Source organism: Candidatus Binatia bacterium (genome assembly GCA_036563615.1).
GTDB lineage: Bacteria > Desulfobacterota > Binatia > UBA12015 > UBA12015 > DATCMB01.
The window spans coordinates 200140-217802 of sequence record DATCMB010000021.1; the positions used below are offsets into that span (position 1 = coordinate 200140).

Genomic DNA, 17663 nt, shown 5'->3' on the forward strand with positions numbered 1-17663 from the left:
GCGGATTCATCCCGGCCGTGCCCGGCTGCGGTCACCGGGTCGTGACCATCGACGGCGGGGCGCTCGCCACCGGCTCGAGCGGGTACGCGGTGCGGTCGCGCCGCTCCCAGAGCTCGGCCGCGGTCGGCAGCGTCGCCGGGTTGGTCTCCTGCCGCCAGACGATGCGCGGCGTGATGAAGACCAGCAGCTCCTGACGGTTGTCGCGCAGCAGGCTGTTCTTGAACAGCCAGCCGAGCACCGGGATCGTGCGCAGGTACGGCACGCCGGACTCGGCGGTGTTCGCGCGCTGGCGGTAGACGCCGCCGATGACGACGGTCTCGCCCTCGCGCACCAGCACCTGCGAGGTCGCCTGGCGGCTGATCTCGTTCGGGATGTCGTCGGTCGTGACGTTGCTCGGCACGCTCGACTTCACGAAGAGCTGCATCAGCACGTAGCCGTCGGACGACACCTGCGGCGTGACGCGCAGGATGATGCCGGTGTCGATCGCCTGCGTCGCCGTGACCTGACCGCCCGCGACGCCGCCCGGGCCGGTGTTGATCACCGTGCCGGTCGACGGCAGGCGGACGCGCAGGATCTCGAGGCTCTGGATCACCGCCTCCGCGTTGTTCAGCGTGATCACCTTCGGCCGCGAGATGACCTTGCCCTTGCCCGCCTGCTCGAGCGCGGTCAGCTCGGCGTCGATCGTCGTGCTGCCCGACAGCGAGCCGAGCACGAGCCCGAGCGTGCTGCCGGCGCCGGGCGCGACCTGCGAGGCCGGGAAGTCGAACATCACCGGCAGCGGGTTGTCCGGATCCTGCTGGTTCGGTCCGGCGCCGCCGATGCCGACGCGGCCTGGGAAGTTGCGCCCGGTCGGGTTGCCGGTCTCCGGGCTCGCGATGTAGCGCGCGCCCCAGCGGATCCCGAGGTCGCGGTCGATGTTGGTGTCGGCTTCGAAGATCAGGCCCTGGATCGCGACCTGCGGCGTCTGCACGTCGAGCTGACGCACGAGCTCCTTCGCGTTGCGGATGCCGTCCTCGACGTCGCGCACGATCAGCGTGTTGGTCGCCTCGTTGACCTGCACGAGACCACGGCTCGACAGCAGACCGCGGCGCTGGCTCGGGCTGTCCATCGCGGCGTTCGCGACCAGGGTGTCGGTCGCGGCGGCGGCCGCAGCCGACTGCGTCGCGGCGCCGCCGAGCAGGCGCGCGAGCTCCGACGCCTTCACGTAGTTGACGCGGATGTACTCGGTGCGCAGCGGCTCGAGCTCGACCCCCGCCTGACGCGCGGCGAGACGCGCACGGCGCTCCTCCTCGAGGCGCTTCGCCGTCGAGACCGTGATCACGTCGTCGTACTCGACCATCTCGAGGCCGGTCGACTTGAGCAGGATGTCGAGCGCCTGGTCCCAGGGGACGTCGTGGAGGACGATCGTCACCTGGCCCTTGACGTCGTCGGTCGCGACGATGTTGCGCTGCGCGACGTCGGCGATGATGCGCAGGACGTTGAGGATGTCGGCGTCCTTGAACTCGAGCGAGATGCGACGTCCCGTGTACTTCTTGCGCTGCGGCCCGGGGTCCTCGGGCGCGCTCGCGGAGCGCGGACCGGGCACCGGATCGTACGGCGAAACCGGCGCGGGCGGCGCCGACAGGGTCGAGCGGATGCCGCGGTCGACGGGCGGCTCGGGCTGACGCACCGGCGGCGCCGGCTCGACGCGCGGCGCGGGCGGCGGCTCGGGCACGTCGCGCACCGCGGGCAGCGCCGCCACCTCTTCTCGGACCACCGTCGTGCCGGACTCGCTCATCACCTCCGTCTCGGCGACGACCGCCGGGGCGCTGCCGCCGGTCGCGCGCGCGAGCACCCACGCCGCGTGCGCCTCGGCGCCCGTCGGCGCGGACGGCGACGACCAGAGCTCGACCGGCGGCGCGCCCTGCGGACGGCCACCGAGCTCGAGCACGACGGCGCTGCCGTCGGTGGTGGCGATGCACGGATCGAGAACGCCCGGCGCGATGTCGAGCACCAGGCGGAGACGGTTCGCATGGCTGCCCACGCGCAGCGTCGGCGCGCGCGGGTCACCGGTCGAGATCGTGCGCTGGCCGCTCGCGGCCGGGCGCGGGCCGTTCACGTCGACCACGCAGCGACGCGGCGACGACAGCTCGAAGGAGGTCGCGTCGCTCGCGTCGCGCGAGAGCTGCGCGACGACCACGGTGCCAGCCGCGTCGCTCGCGCGACGCACGTCGACCAAGCGCAGCTCCTCTTCCTCGACGAACGCCGGCGGCGCGGAGGCGATCGTGGTGGCGACCGACGCGCCGGACGACATGCCGGCTGCCGACTCGGCGCGGCGCAGCGCGCGCTCCGCCTTGCTGAGGGCGCTCGCCGCGCTCGCGACGCTCGACGAAGGCTCGTCGCCGGACGCCGGCGCAGCGGACGCTACCTGGGTGTCACCCCCGTCGATCGACCGCCCGTCGTCGTCGGTCTCGGCGGCGACCACCCCGTTGCCGCTGACGCGCGTCTCGTACTCGACGCCGACGATCTCGGGCGCTTGGTGCGCAGCGCACGAGCCCACCCCCATGGCCGCAACGCAGAGCCAGGCGGTGGCGTGCCGCCAGCACGCTCTCAGGGAGACGTCGACGCCACCTCGTCGGGAGGAAGCTCGAGCACGATCTCTTTCCGATGTCTTTGGCCAATGACGTCGGTTTCCCATTCCTCCACCACCACCTGCCTCGGCCTGATGGCCGTCACGACGCCACCGTTAGGACCGATGGCCGTACCCGGCGTCACGATGAATCCCAGCCCAGAGCTGTCCTCGACCATCGCGCGCGGCGGAGCCAAGTTGTAAACGACCCCGACCAGACGGAGCTGACCGATCTCGTAGCGCTGCAGCGGTGTGAGCGGCTGCATGTTCTGTTTCGCAGGCCGACGCAGCAGGAACAGCGGCAGGAAGGGATCGCGCTTGCCGGTGGGGTCGTACTCGTAGCTGGCCTGATCGTCGGCCGCTGCATCCTCCGCGCGGACGACACCCGCGTGCAGCGTCACCGCGGCCATGAGCAGCAGTATGAGAGAGGAAGCCCGGAACTTCACTTCTCCTCCCCCTTGATCTTTTTCTCCTTGATGAGCCGTTCGCGCTCCGCCTCGGACAGGAAGCGGAACGTGGTCACCCTCGAATTGGCCTCGAGAATCAGCTGGTCGTCGACGACCTTGGGCGACTTGACGACGATGTTCGAGACGTTGACGATCCGGTCGAGCTTGCCGACGCGGTCGAGGAACTGCGCGACCTGGTGGTATCCGCCGCGCACCTGCATCTCGACCGGCACCTCGGCGTAGAACTCCTGGTACTGCTCCGGCATCTGCCGGAAGACCAGGATGTCGAGCCCCGCGTCGCGGCCGAGGTTCGAGATCGAGCTCAGGAGCTCGGGGATCTCCTTCTCGTCCGGCAGGCGGGTGAGCGCCAGCTTGAGCTGCCGGTCGAGCTGCTCGACCTCCCGCTCACGCTCGGGCATCTGCGCCGCCTCGAACGTCTTGCGGTCGCGCTCCTTGAGCATCTCCTCGATGTGCTCCTCGAGCTGCGAGGTGCGTGTCACCCGCGGCGACACGACGAGGAAGTAGTAGACGAACAACACCAGCAGCGGGACGATCACGGCGACCGCGATCTTCCGGTTGGTGTCGAGGGTCTGGAGGTACTCGAGGAAGGCGTTCACGACCGCGGCTCCTCTGCCAAGAGCTTCGCGGCCTCGTCCTGCGCGGTCTGGCGCGCCTCGCTGACCTGCGCCGCCTGGCGCGCGGTCTGCGGCGCGGCGAGCGCGCCCGGCAGCGCCTCACCCGGCTCCGTGGCCTCCTGCGCGGCCGGCCCCTCGCCCGTCGGCGCGGTGTCGGTGCCGTCGCCCGTCTCGCCCGCGGCGGGCTGCCCGGCGGCCGGCGTGGCGGTCGGCAGCGCGCGCCCGGCGTAGACGACGTTCGCGCGGATCGAGAACTCCTTGAACTTCGCCTGCCCCTCTTCGACCTGCTTGGTCTCGACCAGGTCGACGTTGGTGAAGTAGCGCGACGCGGCGAGGTTGCGCATGAAGAGCGCGATCGTCTGGTTGTCGAGCCCGCGACCGAGGATGGTCATCGAGCCGTTCGCCTCGCGCATCTCCGTGAGCCAGAGCGCCTCGGGCGTCGCCGTGCTGAGGTCGTCGAGCACGTGCACGGGTCCCGTGCGCTGACGCTCGAGGATCTTGATCGTCGCGAGCTTCGACTCGAGCTCCTTGCGCTTGCGCTCGAGCTGGATCGCGGCGGTGTGCTTCTTGTTGAGCGCCGCGAGCTCGGCCTGGTACTCGTCCGCGAGCGCCTGCGTGCGGTTGGCGTCGCGACGCGTCAGGAACTCGGTCAGAGCGATGATCGCCACGAGCCCGACCGCGATCATGATGGCGATCTGCTTGTCGCGCTGCCGGGCGGCCTGACGGCGCGCCTCGGCACGGGGCATGAGGTTGATGCGGATCATGCATCCCCCGGACGCCGCGTGCCCAGCCCGACGGCGACCGCCAGCGACGGCGCCATCATCTCGAGCGCGGTGACGTCGAGGTTGCGCGAGAGCTGCACGCGGTTGAAGGGATTGGCGATCTCGACCGGAACGTCGAGCTGCTCGGCGAGCTTGTCGACCAGACCCGGGATGCGCGCGCCGCCGCCGGTCACGTAGATCCCGCGCAGCGGCTCGTCGCTCGCGGTGCGCCACAGGAAGCGCAGCGACTGGTTGATCGCGTCCGCGAGCTCGGCCGAACCGCTGTCGATGATCTGGCGGATCTTGAGGTCGCGGCTGTCGCCGAGCTCCTCGCCCGCCTGGACGCGCTCGGCGTCGTCGTAGGACAGCCCGAGCCCCTTGATCAGCGCGTCGGTGATCTCGCCGCCGCCAGCCTGCACGTCGCCGGTCGTGCTCGACGTGCCGCCCTTGACGATGTTGATCGACGAGTAGCGCGCGCCGATGTTGATCAGACCGATGACCTGGTCTTCGGCCGTCTCGTAGTTCAGCTCGTACATGTTCTCGAGCGCGAAGTAATCGACGTCGACGATCGTCGGCTCGAGACCGGCATCGGTGATCGCCATCGTGAAGCCGGACAGGATGTCCTTGCGGACGGCGACCAGCAGGACCTCGATGTCCGCGTCCTCGGCGCGCAGCACCTGGTAGTCGAGGCTCACGTTGTCGAGGTTCTCGGGGATGAAGTTCGCGGCCTCGATCATCAGCAGCGCCTCGAGGTCGTCCCCGGGACGCATGGTGAGGCGCGCTTTCTTGATGATGACCGCGGGTCCTGGCACGGCGGTCACTACTTGACGCGCACGCACGCCGAGGCCGTCCACCAGGCGGCGAATGACGTCGGATACCGCGACGACGTCCTGCACGGTGTTGTTCTGCAGCGCGCCCTCGGGGATCGGCGCGATGCCGGCACGCAGGATCTCGGGGCTACTCGCGGGGCCGCGCACCTCGAGCAGCTTGACGGCGCTCGATCCGATGTCGAGCGCGACGTAGCTCCCCGAACGTCCCCCAGTGAGCCGGCCGAAGATTCGGCCGAACCCGTTCAACGGGCTGGACTTGCGACGAGAACCCATCCCAGCCACAACTTCCCCACCTACCGCGTGCTTCGCTCAGGAGCGGCGAAGCAGCGCGTCCGCGAACCCCCTCGATCGAAGCCCCCCTGCTTCGATCTGCTCGCCCGGTAGCACGGTTCAAAGAGCCGCTGCAACAGATTTGCCAGCATCGAAACCGCCCTCTCGCGCCGTCACCTCGACGAGCCGGAGTAGCTGAAGTTAAGGAGCACCTTCGGACGTCGAGATGTCTCGTGAGATTGATTTGACGGGCCGCGACGCACGCTCCGAGCAGAGCGCCGTCGAGGTTGCGATTGTCGATCCAAGCGGTGCACTGACAACTTTATCGTATGCAGTGCCCTACCACTTGAGCTCTGCCAGCGAGGTCGGCACCGCCGTCACCGTTCCGCTCGGCGCGCGGCGGGTCACGGGGATCGTCCTGGGTCCGGCCCAGCCCGCGCCGAATCTACGTTTGCGGCCGATCGCGGCGACGCTGCCGGAGCTCAGCGTCCCCGCGGAGCTGCTCGAGCTCGCGCGCTGGGCGGCGCGTCATTACCGCGTTCCGCTGGGCTCGTTGCTGCGCACGGTCGTACCGCCGCCGCTGCGGCGCCTGCGGCGGCGTCACGTGCGACCGACCGGCAAGCCGCTCGACGCGCCGACCGCCGAGCCCGATCTGCTCGGCGACACCAAAGCGTCGGTCCGTGACGGAAAGGACGGCCTCGCGCGCCGCATCCTCGAGCGTCTGCCGCCGGGCGGTCTCGACCTCCGTCAGCTCGAAGAGGAGTTCGGCGCCGGCACGAGCGCCGCGCTCCGCACGCTGCGCCGCCAGGGCGCGGTCGTCATCGAGGAGGTCGAGCTCGAGCGGCGCATACCGCGGCGTGCGGTGCGCGCGGTCGTTCCGGAGGATGGCGGCGAGCCGAGCTTCGGTCGCGCGACGCGCCAGGCGGAGGTCTACGCCTTCGTGCGCGCGCGCGATCCGCACCCGGTGCAGATCGCCGAGCTCGAGGAGCGCATGCCGGGAGCGGCACGCGCGGTGACGGCGCTGCTGAAGCGCGGTCTTCTGGTCGAGACGACGGGCAGCGGCTCTCCGGCGGACGACGCCGGCAGCGAAACCGCGTCGCGCGAAAACGACGGCGACGCGGTCGCGCGCCCGGAGAAGACCCCGAGCCCCGAGCAGGAGCAGGCGATCGCCGCGATCGACGGCGCGGCCGGCACGTTCGCGACCTTCCTTCTCTTCGGCGTCACCGGCAGCGGCAAGACCGAGGTCTACCTGCGCGCGGCGCAGGCGGCGCGCCGGCGCGGCGCCGGCGTGCTGATCCTGGTTCCCGAGATCGGCCTCACGCCGCAGCTCGTCGCCGAAGCGGCGCGGCGCTTCCCCGGCGAGACGGCCGTCCTGCACAGCGGGCTCACCGGACCCGAGCGCTGGCAGACCTGGCGCGACGTCGCGGCCGGTCGTGCGCCGGTCGTGATCGGCGCGCGCTCGGCGGTGTTCGCGCCGCTGCCGCGCCTCGGCCTCGTCGTCGTCGACGAGGAGCACGACGCCGCGTACAAGCAGGAGGAAGCGCCACGCTACAACGCGCGTGACGTCGCCGTGATGCGCGGCAAGCTCGCGGGCTGTCCGGTGGTGCTCGCGTCGGCGACGCCGTCGCTCGAGAGCTTCCGCGCGGCGCAGCAGGGACGCTACCAGCTGCTGCGCCTCTCGGCGCGCGCCAACGACGCGCCGCTGCCGCGCGTCGAGCTGATCGACCTGCGCGCGCGTCCGGCGTTCGACCGCACGGGCGACGGCAACGCGCCGCGCGCGCTCGACCCGCGCTCGGCGCCGCCGCCGGTCGCCTCGCCGCTGTCGCCGGCGCTCGAGGAAGCGCTGGTCGAGAACTACCGCGCCGGCGACCAGTCGCTGCTCTTCCTCAACCGACGCGGCTACGCGCGCTTCATCCAGTGCGAGGTCTGCGGCCACGTCGAGACCTGTCCGTCGTGCAGCGTGAGCTTGACGGTGCACCGCGCGCAGCGTCTCGCCGCGTGCCACCACTGCGGCTTCTCGCGCCGTCCGGCGACGCACTGTCCGAGCTGCGACAGCGTGCTCACCGCGCGCGGCTTCGGCACGGAGCAGATCGAGGCCAACGTGCGCGCGCTCCTGCCGGCGGCGCGGATCGCGCGCCTCGACCGCGACACCGCGACCAGCGCCGCGTTCGTGCGCCGCACGGTCGACGCCTGGCGGCACGGCGAGCTCGACGTGCTGGTCGGCACGCAGATGGTGGCGAAGGGACACGACGCGCCGGGCGTGACGCTGATCGGCGTCGTGCTCGCCGACGCCTCGCTGCACTTCCCCGACTTCCGCGCCGCCGAGCGGACGTTCCAGCTGCTCGCGCAGGTCGCGGGGCGCGCGGGACGCGGCGCCAAGCCGGGCCGCGTGCTCGTGCAGACCCGGCAGCCGGACCACCCGAGCCTGATCGCGGCGACCCAGCACGACTACGAGGCGTTCGCGCGCGCGGAGCTGCGCAGCCGGCGCGAGCTCTTCTACCCGCCGTTCGGACGCCTCGCGCGCATCGTGGTCGAGGGCGAGGCCGTCGAGGTCGAGCGGCGCGCGCGTGCGCTCGCCGAGCGCCTGCGCCAGGCCGCGGAGCGCGACCCGTCGGATCCGCAGCCGCAGGTGCTCGGACCGGCGCCGGCGCCGATCGAGCGGCTGCGCGGACGCTGGCGCAACCAGGTGCTGATCAAGGCGATCGACCACCGCGCGCTCGGACGCGTGCTCGACGCCGCCCGCCCGCTCGAGCGCGGAGCACGCGACGACAGGACGCCGCGCATCGTCGTTGATGTCGATCCGATCAGCATGTTATGAGAATGGGAGCACGCGCTCCGGCCCTCCCTGCGCGCGCTCACCCGAGCCCTTCATGGCCATTCGTCGCATCTTGACGTTCCCGGAGCCGTTTCTGCGCGGCACTGCACGTCCGGTGGAGAACATCACCGGCGAGACGGCGCAGTGGGTCGAGGACATGGCGCAGACCATGTACGCGGCGCCCGGCATCGGCCTCGCCGCGCCGCAGATCGGCCTCGATCAGCGGATCATCGTGCTCGACGTCGGCGACGACGAGGAGGAGCCCGGCAAGGAGCGGGGCAAGAACCTGATCCACGTCGTCAATCCGGTGATCGTCGAGGCCGAGGGCGAGACCACCTTCGAGGAGGGCTGCCTCTCGGTGGTCGACTTCCGCGCCGAGGTGCAGCGCGCGGCCAAGGTCCTGGTCAAGGGCTGGGACCTGAACCAGCGCGAGATCGCGATCGAGGCGGACGGGCTCCTCGCCGTCGCCCTGCAGCACGAGATCGACCACCTCGACGGCAAGCTGTTCATCGACCACCTGTCGCGCCTCAAGCGCGAGATGTACGTCAAGCGCGTAAAAAAGGCGCTGCGTGAGGGCCGTCCGATCGCGCAGCGCTCAGCCGGCGAACGGAGTTGACCCCGCAGAAGCTGCCGGCGCTCCCCGCGGCGCCGCTGCGCGTGGTGTTCATGGGCACGCCGGAGCTCGCCGCGACGGTGCTGCGCGGCCTGCTCGACGGCGAGGATCGAGTGGTCGGCGTGTTCACGCGCCCGGACGCCGCGCAGGGCCGCGGGCTCACCGTGGTCGCGCCGCCCGTCAAGCAACTCGCGGAGTCGCGCGGCATCCCAGTGCTGCAGCCGCGCACCTGGAAGGACGGGAGCGCGGTCGAGTCGCTGCGCGCGCTCGCGCCCGACCTGGTCGTCGTCGCGGCGTACGGACGCATCCTGCCGCAAGCGGCGCTCGACGTGCCGCGCTTCGGCTGCATCAACGTGCACGCCTCGCTCTTGCCGCGCTGGCGCGGCGCCGACCCGATCACGCGCGCGATCCTCGCCGGCGACGAGCAGACCGGCGTGACCATCATGCAGATGGTGCTCGAGATGGACGCCGGCGCGATCCTGCTGCAGCGCACCACACCGATCCGCCCGGACGACACCGGCGACACGCTCGAGCGGCGGCTCGCGGACCTCGGCGCGAGCGCGCTGCGCGAGGCGCTCGTCGAGTGGCGCGCCGGACGCCTCACCGCGACGCCGCAGGACCCGGCGCAGGTCACGTTCGCGCCGCTGATCACGAAGAAGGACGGCGTCGTCGACTGGCGGCGTCCGGCGGTCGAGATCGAGCGCGCGGTGCGCGCGTTCCAGCCGTGGCCGGTCGCGTCGACGACGCGCGACGGCGCGCCGCTGCGCATCTTCGCCGCGGAGCCTGCGACGAGCGCCGCGCAGGGCACGCCGGGCGAGATCCTCGCCGTCGACGCGCAGGGCGTGGTGGTCGCGACCGGCCGCGGCGCGCTGCGCCTGCGGGAAGTGCAGGCGGCGGGCAAGAAGCGCATGCCGGCCGCGGACTGGGCGCGCGGCGCGCGGGTCGCGCCGGGCGACCGGCTCGGCGCTTGACGCGCGGCGAGCGCGGGCTGAGCGCGGGATGGACCAGCAGGGCGGTGCAGACGCGCGGCGCGGCAAGCGTCGCCGACCCAAGCGCAAGCCGCAGACCGGACCCGCCGGGCGCGCCGTCGAGCGCGACCCGCGCCGGCACGCGCTCGCGATCCTGGTGCGCGTCGAGGGCGGCGCCTACGCCGACGTGCTGGTCGGCGAGACGCTCGAGCACAACCCGCTCGACGCGCGCGACGCAGCGCTGCTGACGCGGCTCGTGTACGGCGTGGAGACCTGGCGCGCGCGCCTCGACTGGACGCTCGCCAGCATCGCGCGCCGTCCGCTCGAGTCGCTCGCGCCGCACGTGCGCGCGGCGCTGCGCCTCGGCGCCTTCCAGATCCTGATGCTCGACCGCGTGCCGGCGCACGCCGCGGTCGACACCACGGTCGAGCTGGTGAAGCGCGCTTCCGGCGCGGGTGCTGCGAGCTTCGTGAATGCGGTGCTGCGCAACCTACTGCGCCGCGGCGAGCGTCCGCTGCCCGATCCGGCGAGCGGCCTCGACGCCCACCTCGCCGTGCGCTGGTCGCACCCCGAGTGGCTGGTGCGCGCCTGGCGGCGCGAGCTCGGCGACGAGCGCGTCGAGCGGCTGCTCGCCTCGAACAACGATCCGGCGCCGACCGTCGTGCGCGTCGACCGGCGCGTCGCGACGCGCGAGCAGGCGGCGGAGCGGCTGCGCGCGCTCGGCGTCGAGACGCAGCCCACGACGTTTGCCCGCGATGGGCTCGTCGTCGAGGGCGGATTCCTCCACGTCGGCGACGTGCCGGGCGTCCACCTGCAGGGCGAGGCGTCGCAGCTCGTCGTCGACCTGCTCGATCCGCAGCCCGGCGAGCGCGTGCTCGATCCGTGCGCGGCGCCGGGCGGCAAGACCGGCGCGATCGACGAGCGCATCGGCGAGGGACGCGTCTTCGCGTGCGACCGCTCGCGTCCGGGCATGCGACGGGTCGCGACGCTCGCCTCGGCGAGCGGCTCGCGCATCCTGCCGTTCGTCGCCGACGCGCGCCGTCCGCCGCTCGCGTGCACCTTCGACGCCGTGCTCGTCGACGCCCCGTGCTCGGGGCTCGGCACGCTGCGCGCGCACCCCGAGATCCGCTGGCGGCGTCAAGAAGACGATTCACCGCGTCTCGCCGCGCTGCAGCGCGAGATCCTCGACGCCGCGGCGGAGCTCGTGCGGCCCGGCGGACGGCTCGTCTACTCGACGTGCACGATCGCCGCGGCGGAGAACGAGCAGGTGGTCGACGCGTTCCTCGCGCGCCATCCCGGCTGGGAGGTGGAGGACGCGCGTCGCTTCCTTCCCGCAGCGGCCGCCGAGCTCGTCGACGCGCGCGGCGCGCTGCGCACCGCGCCCGACGTCGGCGGGCTCGACGGCTTCTTTGCCGTTCGTCTCGGTCGTACGATCACCCCGGCATGACGCTGCGGGTGATCGATCCCGAGCTCTTCGGGGTGACGGAGGACGGCTGCACGCTGACCTTCGCGGTGCACGACGCGCGCGGGCCGGTCGACGCGACGGCGCGCGTGCTGGTCGACGGCGTCGCCCGCGCGACCTCGGCCGGCGTCGCGGGCACGCGGCTCGTGCGCGTCGAGGGGCTCGCCCCGGGCACGCGGCATCGGATCGAGATCGTCGCCGAGGACGGCGCGCGCGCCGAGCCCGATCCGTTCTTCCCGGGCGTGGTCGAGACGCTGCCCGCGTGCAGGGCGCGCGAGGTCGCGTCGTTCGCGACGCTCAACGATCTGCACTTCGGCGAGGAGCGCTTCGGCGGCGTGCTGCTCGCCGATGGCTCGTACGGCGACGAGGCGCCCGACTACCCGCTCGTCCGCGAGACCGAAGGCGACGTGCCGTACTGGAAGATGATGAACGAGGACGCGGTCGCCGACATCAACGCGAGCGCCGTCGACTTCGTCGTCATCAAGGGCGACATCGCCGACCAGGGACGGCGCGAGCAGTTCGAGATTGCGCGCGAGATCTTCGCGCGCTTCGCGATGCCGTGGCACGCGCTGCTCGGCAACCACGACCACTACGCGCTGCTCGACGGCGAGGAGATCGACGGCTGCGAGCTGCTCGGACAGCCGCGCGCGCCGCGGACGCTCGACGTCGCGGGCTGGCGGCTCGTGCTCGTCGACACGGTCGAGCCGGGCGCGCACCACGGCGTCTTCCCCGATGCGCGCCTGCGCTGGCTCGCGGAGCAGCTCGAGGAGAGCCGCGAGCTCGGTCTGCCGACGCTCCTCTTCATGCACCACCAGCCGGTGCCGCCCGCGTTCGCCGACCGCTTTCCGAACTCGATCGGCATCGTGCCCGCGCATTCGACGCGTCTCTTCGAGCTGATCGCACGGAACCCGCAGGTGAAGGCCGTGCTGATCGGGCACACGCACCGCAACCGCGTGCGCCGCGAGCCGTCGGCGGGCGGCGTGCCGTTCGTCGAGGTGAGCTGCGTCAAGGACTACCCGGGCACGTTTGCACACTACCGTCTGTTCGAGGACGGCAGCCTGCGCCAGGAGGTGCGGCGCATCTCGAGCCCGCGCGCGCTCGCGCACTCGACCCGCTGCCGCGACTTCTTCGCCGGCGGCTACCGGCGGTTCGCGCTCGGCGCGCTCGCCGATCGCTCGTTCGTCGTCGCGGGCGACCGCTGAGGCGGTGGTTGCACCGCGTGCACGCTGTGCTAGGTCCGGCCTTCCGACCAGCCGCGAAGCCATCGCGGCGTCCGGCCGGGTCCTTTCACAATCCGGGGTGTAGCTCAGACTGGTAGAGCACTGCGTTCGGGACGCAGGGGCCGCAGGTTCAAATCCTGTCACCCCGACTCATCGCCCGAGGGGGACCGAGTCCCCCTCGCTCGCGCGATGCGCCCGCGGGAGCGGCCGCTCCCGTCTCCCGGCTCGGCGGCTCGTGCGCGGCGCGAGCCGTCCGGTCGAGCCCGCTTTCTTGCGGGACACGCTTGCGGGCCAGAGCGACGGTGGTATACGGCGCGCACCTTGCCTCGGCGCGCGTTCGCATCGCCACGACGTCTCGTCGTGCTCGCTGGCGCCCTCGTGCTCCTCGCGCAAGGTCACGCCGCGCCGGCCTGGGCGCAGCTCGAGAACGGCGCGCCGCGCGCCGAGACCTTCACGCCAATGACGCCGCTGCGTCCGCCGATCGGGTCGTCGCCGGAGAGCGTCGCGCAGCAGCTCGAGGCGCTGCGGCTCGAGCTCGGCGAGCTGCGGGCGTCCGTGCAGGGTGAGGTGCCACCGCCCTGGGCGGTCGCGATGCAGGAGCAGCTCGACCAGCGCATCGAGCGCATGGCGCAGATGCAGGAGCGCCTCGCGGCGCGGATCGAGACCCCGACGCCGCGCCTCGACGAGCCGATCGTGCTGTTCACGGTCGCGGGCTGCATGCTGCTGTTCGGCTTCATCGCCGGGCGCGCCGTGCAGCGCCGCAGCAACCGGCGCGATCTGCGGCTGCGTCTGTGATCGCCACCCTCGCCGGGATCGCTGTCGTCTCCTACCTGGTGGGGTCGATCCCCTCCGGCCTGCTGCTCGCCCGGCTCGCCAACGTCGACGTCCGCAAGACGGGCAGCGGCAACATCGGCGCGACCAACGTCGCGCGCTCGGCGGGCAAGACGCTCGGGCTCCTGACGCTGCTCTTCGACGCCCTGAAGGGCGCCGTGCCGGTCCTGGTGGTCGAGGGGCTCGACCTGCTCGCGGGGGCGGGTCCGGAGATCTCGCTGTACGGCCAGATCACGGCGGCCGTCGCCGCGGTGACCGGGCACGTCTTCCCGATCACGCTCGGCTTTCGCGGCGGCAAGGGGGTGGCGACCGCCCTGGGAGCGGTGGCGGCGCTCGCGCCGGCGGCGCTGCCGCTGCCGCTCCTCGCCTTCCTCCTGGCCGTCGGCCTCTCGCGGTGGGTGTCGCTGGGCTCGATCTGCGCGGCGATGGCGGCGCCGTTCGGCTCGATCCTGGCGGGCTACCCGGTCGCCGTCTCGGCGGCCCTCACCGTCCTCGCCTGCCTGATCCTGTTCCGCCACCGCGACAACATGGCGCGGATCCGAGCAGGGACGGAGCCGCGCTGGGGCGAGCGGGCGACCCCGAAGGAGTGAAGCGGGCGGGCGGCCGGCGGGTCCACAGCGCCTTTGTCGCGCCAGCCCTGTTGCCTCTTCTTTGGGCATTGCCCAATTCTTGGGCGGCCCGACTGCGCAACGAACGTGCACGCTCCTCGAAATTGCTGGCACGGGGGGCGGCACCCACCTTGCTCCACGAGCCGCCCTCCTGAGAGGGATTGCATGGCCGAGGGCCGGCTCCCGCACTTTCCGTTCGGACACATGACGAAGAGGATCTCCATGTTGGCGCTCGTCGCCGTGGCGCTCGCGTACGCGAGCGGTACCGCGTGGGCGCAGGACGCCGCCGCGGCGCCGACGATCGACAAGGCCGACACGGCCTGGCTGATCGTCGCGACCGCGTTCGTCATGCTGATGACCGCTCCCGGCCTGGCGCTGTTCTACGGCGGCCTCGTGCGGCGCAACAACGTGCTCGGGGTGCTGATGCAGTGCCTCGTGTGCCTCGCCGCGGTCAGCGTCCAGTGGATCCTGATCGGCTACACGCTGGCCTTCGGGGCGTCGCAGAACGGGCTGATCGGCGGCCTCGACTTCCTCGGTCTGTCCGGCGTCACCGCCGAGCCGAACCCGGACTACTCCGCGAGCATCCCGCAGCTCACCTTCATGGCGTTCCAGGGGACGTTCGCGGTGATCACGCCGGCGCTGATCGTCGGCGCGTTCGCCGAGCGGATGAAGTTCAGCGCCTTCCTGATCTTCACGCTGCTCTGGGCGACCCTGATCTACGACCCGCTCGCGCACTGGGTGTGGGGCGTCGGCGGCTGGATCCGCGGCCTCGGCGCGCTCGACTTCGCGGGCGGGACGGTCGTCCACATCAGCTCGGGCGCCTCGGCGCTCGCCGCAGCGCTGCTGATCGGCAAGCGCATCGGCTACGGGCACGAGCCGATGCCGCCGCACAACCTGCCCTTCACGGTGGTCGGCGCGGCGCTGCTGTGGTTCGGCTGGTTCGGCTTCAACGCTGGCAGCGCGCTCGCCGCCGACGGCATCGCGGCGAACGCCTTCGTCACGACCAACGCCGGCGCCGCCGCGGCGACGCTCGGCTGGATGACGATCGAGTGGCTCAAGCGCGGCAAGCCGACGGTGCTCGGCGCCGCCACCGGCGCGGTCGCGGGTCTGGTCGCGATCACGCCGGGCGCGGGCTTCATCACGCCGCTCGCGGCGATCGTGATCGGCTTCGTCGCCGGCGTCGTCTGCTTCTACGGGATCAAGCTCAAGGAGATGCTCGGCGCGGACGACGCGCTCGACGTGGTCGGCGTGCACGGCGTCGGCGGCACCTGGGGCGCGCTGGCGACCGGGCTGTTCGCCACGACGGCGGTCAACCCCGCGGGCGCCAACGGCCTCTTCTACGGAAACCCAGGACAGCTCTTGACGCAGGCGATCGGCGTCGTCGCGACGCTGGTCTTCTGCTTCGTGGGCGCCTTCATCCTGCTCAAGGTCACCGACGTGCTGGTGGGTCTGCGTGCCGACGAGGAGGACGAGATCTCCGGGCTCGATCTGAGCCAGCACAGCGAGCGCGCCTACGTCCTTGGCGCGGTGGCGGAGTGAGGGTGGGCGCGTGACAGACAGCGAGGGAGTCGCGGGCGGGCCGTTTTCGCGCCGCCGGTCTGACTGATACGACAGGGCACTCCGCCCGGAGGAACGTCATGAAAAAAGTCGAAGCCATCATCAAGCCGTTCAAGCTCGACGAGGTGAAGGAGAGCTTGAGCGCGATCGGCACGCAGGGCCTGACCGTGACCGAGGTCAAGGGTTTCGGGCGCCAGAAGGGTCACACGGAGCTCTACCGTGGCGCCGAGTACGTGGTCGACTTCCTGCCCAAGGTGAAGCTCGAGATCATCGTCCCCGACGAGAAGATCACGCAGGTCGTCGAGACCATCGAGAAGGCGGCCAAGACCGGCCGCATCGGCGACGGCAAGATCTTCGTCCTGCCGGTGGACGAGGTGGTGCGCATCCGCACCGGCGAGCGCGGCAACGAAGCGCTCTGAGCCGCGCCGCCGAACGTCAAGAACAAGCACTTCAACTTTCAACTGTCTGGACCGCTCCTGGCGCGTTCGGGACACGGGTCCTGCTCGCGGGGAGTTTGCAGCCCTGGATGAACCAGGAGACGTGGAGGTAATCGTTCGATGACCCCGAAAGAAGCGATCGCGTTCGCGAAGAAGAACAACGCCGTCGCGTGTGACCTGAAGTTCCTCGATTTCATCGGCATCTGGCAGCACTTCACCATCCCGATGAGCGAGTTCGACGAGGCGTTGTTCGAGGAGGGAAGCGGCTTCGACGGCAGCTCGATCCGCGGCTGGCAGCCGATCAACGCGTCGGACATGCTGGTGATCCCCGATCCGACGACGATCCGCATGGATCCGTTCACCAAGGAGCCGACGGTCACGGCGATCTGCAACATCGTCGACCCGATCACCAAGGAGGACTACTCCCGCGACCCGCGCAACATCGCGCGCAAGGCGGAGGCGTACCTCAAGTCGACGGGCATCGGCGACGTCGCCTACTTCGGCCCCGAGCCCGAGTTCTTCATTCTTGACGAGATCCGCTACGACACCACGCAGTCGGAGAGCTACTACTACATCGACTCCGAGGAGGCGCGCTGGAACACCGGCCGCAACGTCCGTGGCGAGCCGGGCCCGAACCTCGGCTACAAGGTGCGCAACAAGGAAGGCTACTTCCCGGTGCCGCCGAGCGACACCCAGCAGGACATCCGCACCGAGATGTGCCGCGTGATGGAGTCCGTGGGCATCCGCGTCGAGAAGCAGCACCACGAGGTGGCGACCGCCGGTCAGGGCGAGATCGACATGCGCTTCATGCCGCTCGTCCAGATGGGCGACGCGCTGATGTGGTACAAGTACATCGTCAAGAACGTCGCCCGTCGGCACGGCAAGACCGTGACCTTCATGCCGAAGCCGCTCTTCGGCGACAACGGCAGCGGCATGCACGTCCACCAGTCGATCTGGAAGGGTGACACGCCGCTCTTCGCCGGTCAGGAGTACGGTGGGATGTCGCAGCTCGCGATGTGGTACATCGGCGGCATCCTGAAGCACGCGCCGGCGCTCGCCGCGTTCACCAACCCGACCACGAACTCGTACCGCCGTCTGGTGCCGGGCTTCGAGGCGCCGGTGAACCTGGCGTACTCGTCGCGCAACCGCTCGGCCGCGGTGCGCATCCCGATGTACTCGCCGTCGCCGAAGGCGAAGCGCATCGAGGTCCGCTTCCCGGATCCGACCGCGAACGGCTACATGGCGTTCTCGGCCATGCTCATGGCCGGCCTCGACGGCATCCAGAAGAAGATCGACCCGAAGCTGCCGCTCGACAAGGACATCTACTCGCTCACGCCCGAGGAGCTGAAGGACGTCCCGTCGATGCCGGCGTCGCTCGAGGAGGCGCTCATCGCCCTGAAGAACGACCACGAGTTCCTGCTCGCGGGCGACGTGTTCACCGAGGACGTCATCGAGACCTGGATCGACTACAAGATGACGAAGGAGGTGAACGAGATGCGGCTGCGTCCGCATCCGTACGAGTTCGCGCTGTACTACGACGCCTGAGCGCGTCGTGCGGAGGCCGCGCGGCCTTGGGCCGCGCGGCGACGCGACGAGGAAGCC

15 protein-coding genes and 1 tRNA gene are annotated in these 17663 nt (G+C 71.2%); 11 read left to right on the forward strand and 5 right to left on the reverse strand.

Features of this window, described 5'->3' with window-relative positions; all coding sequences use genetic code 11:
* Positions 1–31: 31 nt before the first annotated feature.
* From pilQ to pilM, 5 genes are read right to left on the reverse strand one after another with little or no spacing between them, the layout of a single operon-like run.
* A complete protein-coding gene (pilQ, locus tag VIS07_17870) occupies positions 32–2545 on the reverse strand; it encodes a type IV pilus secretin PilQ (GenBank protein ID HEY8517383.1) in 2514 nt (837 codons plus the stop codon).
* 44 nt (positions 2546–2589) lie between these two features.
* Positions 2590–3054, reverse strand: coding sequence for a pilus assembly protein PilP (locus tag VIS07_17875; protein ID HEY8517384.1), 465 nt, complete (start codon positions 3052–3054; stop codon positions 2590–2592).
* Positions 3051–3671, reverse strand: coding sequence for a type 4a pilus biogenesis protein PilO (locus VIS07_17880; GenBank protein HEY8517385.1), 621 nt, complete (start codon positions 3669–3671; stop codon positions 3051–3053). The genes VIS07_17875 and VIS07_17880 overlap by 4 nt, the downstream gene beginning before the upstream one ends.
* Positions 3668–4453, reverse strand: coding sequence for a PilN domain-containing protein (locus tag VIS07_17885; GenBank protein ID HEY8517386.1), 786 nt, complete (start codon positions 4451–4453; stop codon positions 3668–3670). The genes VIS07_17880 and VIS07_17885 overlap by 4 nt, the downstream gene beginning before the upstream one ends.
* Positions 4450–5526, reverse strand: a complete 1077-nt coding sequence (pilM, locus tag VIS07_17890) for a type IV pilus assembly protein PilM (protein HEY8517387.1) — start codon at positions 5524–5526, stop codon at positions 4450–4452. Before pilM ends, VIS07_17885 begins: the two co-directional genes overlap by 4 nt.
* A gap of 250 nt (positions 5527–5776) precedes the next feature.
* Between pilM and priA the strand changes: the two genes are divergently transcribed.
* The 11 genes from priA to glnA all read left to right on the forward strand — a co-directional run bounded on the left by priA (position 5777) and on the right by glnA (position 17606).
* A complete protein-coding gene (priA, locus tag VIS07_17895; GenBank protein ID HEY8517388.1) occupies positions 5777–8368 on the forward strand; it encodes a primosomal protein N' in 2592 nt (863 codons plus the stop codon).
* A 52-nt stretch (positions 8369–8420) separates the two neighbouring features.
* Positions 8421–8981 (forward strand): peptide deformylase, encoded by a 561-nt coding sequence (def, locus tag VIS07_17900; protein ID HEY8517389.1) that lies wholly within the window; start codon positions 8421–8423, stop codon positions 8979–8981.
* Positions 8978–9949 carry a methionyl-tRNA formyltransferase gene (gene fmt, locus VIS07_17905; GenBank protein ID HEY8517390.1) on the forward strand — a complete coding sequence of 324 codons (972 nt, stop codon included), beginning with the start codon at positions 8978–8980 and terminating at the stop codon, positions 9947–9949. Before def ends, fmt begins: the two co-directional genes overlap by 4 nt.
* 28 nt (positions 9950–9977) lie before the next feature.
* Positions 9978–11393, forward strand: a complete 1416-nt coding sequence (gene rsmB, locus VIS07_17910) for a 16S rRNA (cytosine(967)-C(5))-methyltransferase RsmB (GenBank protein HEY8517391.1) — start codon at positions 9978–9980, stop codon at positions 11391–11393.
* Positions 11390–12610 carry a metallophosphoesterase gene (locus VIS07_17915; GenBank protein ID HEY8517392.1) on the forward strand — a complete coding sequence of 407 codons (1221 nt, stop codon included), beginning with the start codon at positions 11390–11392 and terminating at the stop codon, positions 12608–12610. The genes rsmB and VIS07_17915 overlap by 4 nt, the downstream gene beginning before the upstream one ends.
* Before the next feature lie 93 nt (positions 12611–12703).
* Positions 12704–12777: transfer RNA gene (locus VIS07_17920), tRNA-Pro, on the forward strand.
* A gap of 211 nt (positions 12778–12988) precedes the next feature.
* On the forward strand, positions 12989–13423 hold the full coding sequence (locus VIS07_17925) for a hypothetical protein (protein ID HEY8517393.1): 435 nt from the start codon (positions 12989–12991) through the stop codon (positions 13421–13423).
* Positions 13423–14049: a glycerol-3-phosphate 1-O-acyltransferase PlsY gene (gene plsY / locus VIS07_17930; GenBank protein HEY8517394.1), complete on the forward strand. Its 627-nt coding sequence runs from the start codon at positions 13423–13425 to the stop codon at positions 14047–14049. The genes VIS07_17925 and plsY overlap by 1 nt, the downstream gene beginning before the upstream one ends.
* Positions 14050–14289: 240 nt before the next feature.
* Positions 14290–15606 carry an ammonium transporter gene (locus VIS07_17935; GenBank protein ID HEY8517395.1) on the forward strand — a complete coding sequence of 439 codons (1317 nt, stop codon included), beginning with the start codon at positions 14290–14292 and terminating at the stop codon, positions 15604–15606.
* Between the two features lie 98 nt (positions 15607–15704).
* Positions 15705–16043 carry a P-II family nitrogen regulator gene (locus VIS07_17940; protein HEY8517396.1) on the forward strand — a complete coding sequence of 113 codons (339 nt, stop codon included), beginning with the start codon at positions 15705–15707 and terminating at the stop codon, positions 16041–16043.
* Positions 16044–16181: 138 nt separating this feature from the next.
* Positions 16182–17606, forward strand: coding sequence for a type I glutamate--ammonia ligase (gene glnA / locus VIS07_17945; GenBank protein ID HEY8517397.1), 1425 nt, complete (start codon positions 16182–16184; stop codon positions 17604–17606).
* Positions 17607–17663 lie beyond the last annotated feature (57 nt).

What these genes read in the sequence shown, in the direction of transcription:
- pilQ (HEY8517383.1), bottom strand. Translation starts at nt 2,545, where the DNA reads ATGGGGGTGGGCTCGTGCGCTGCGCACCAAGCGCCCGAGATCGTCGGC.
- def (HEY8517389.1), top strand. Translation starts at nt 8,421, where the DNA reads ATGGCCATTCGTCGCATCTTGACGTTCCCGGAGCCGTTTCTGCGCGGC.
- glnA (HEY8517397.1), top strand. Translation starts at nt 16,182, where the DNA reads ATGACCCCGAAAGAAGCGATCGCGTTCGCGAAGAAGAACAACGCCGTC.
- VIS07_17915 (HEY8517392.1), top strand. Translation starts at nt 11,390, where the DNA reads ATGACGCTGCGGGTGATCGATCCCGAGCTCTTCGGGGTGACGGAGGAC.
- VIS07_17885 (HEY8517386.1), bottom strand. Translation starts at nt 4,453, where the DNA reads ATGATCCGCATCAACCTCATGCCCCGTGCCGAGGCGCGCCGTCAGGCC.
- VIS07_17940 (HEY8517396.1), top strand. Translation starts at nt 15,705, where the DNA reads ATGAAAAAAGTCGAAGCCATCATCAAGCCGTTCAAGCTCGACGAGGTG.
- rsmB (HEY8517391.1), top strand. Translation starts at nt 9,978, where the DNA reads ATGGACCAGCAGGGCGGTGCAGACGCGCGGCGCGGCAAGCGTCGCCGA.
- priA (HEY8517388.1), top strand. Translation starts at nt 5,777, where the DNA reads ATGTCTCGTGAGATTGATTTGACGGGCCGCGACGCACGCTCCGAGCAG.
- VIS07_17935 (HEY8517395.1), top strand. Translation starts at nt 14,290, where the DNA reads ATGTTGGCGCTCGTCGCCGTGGCGCTCGCGTACGCGAGCGGTACCGCG.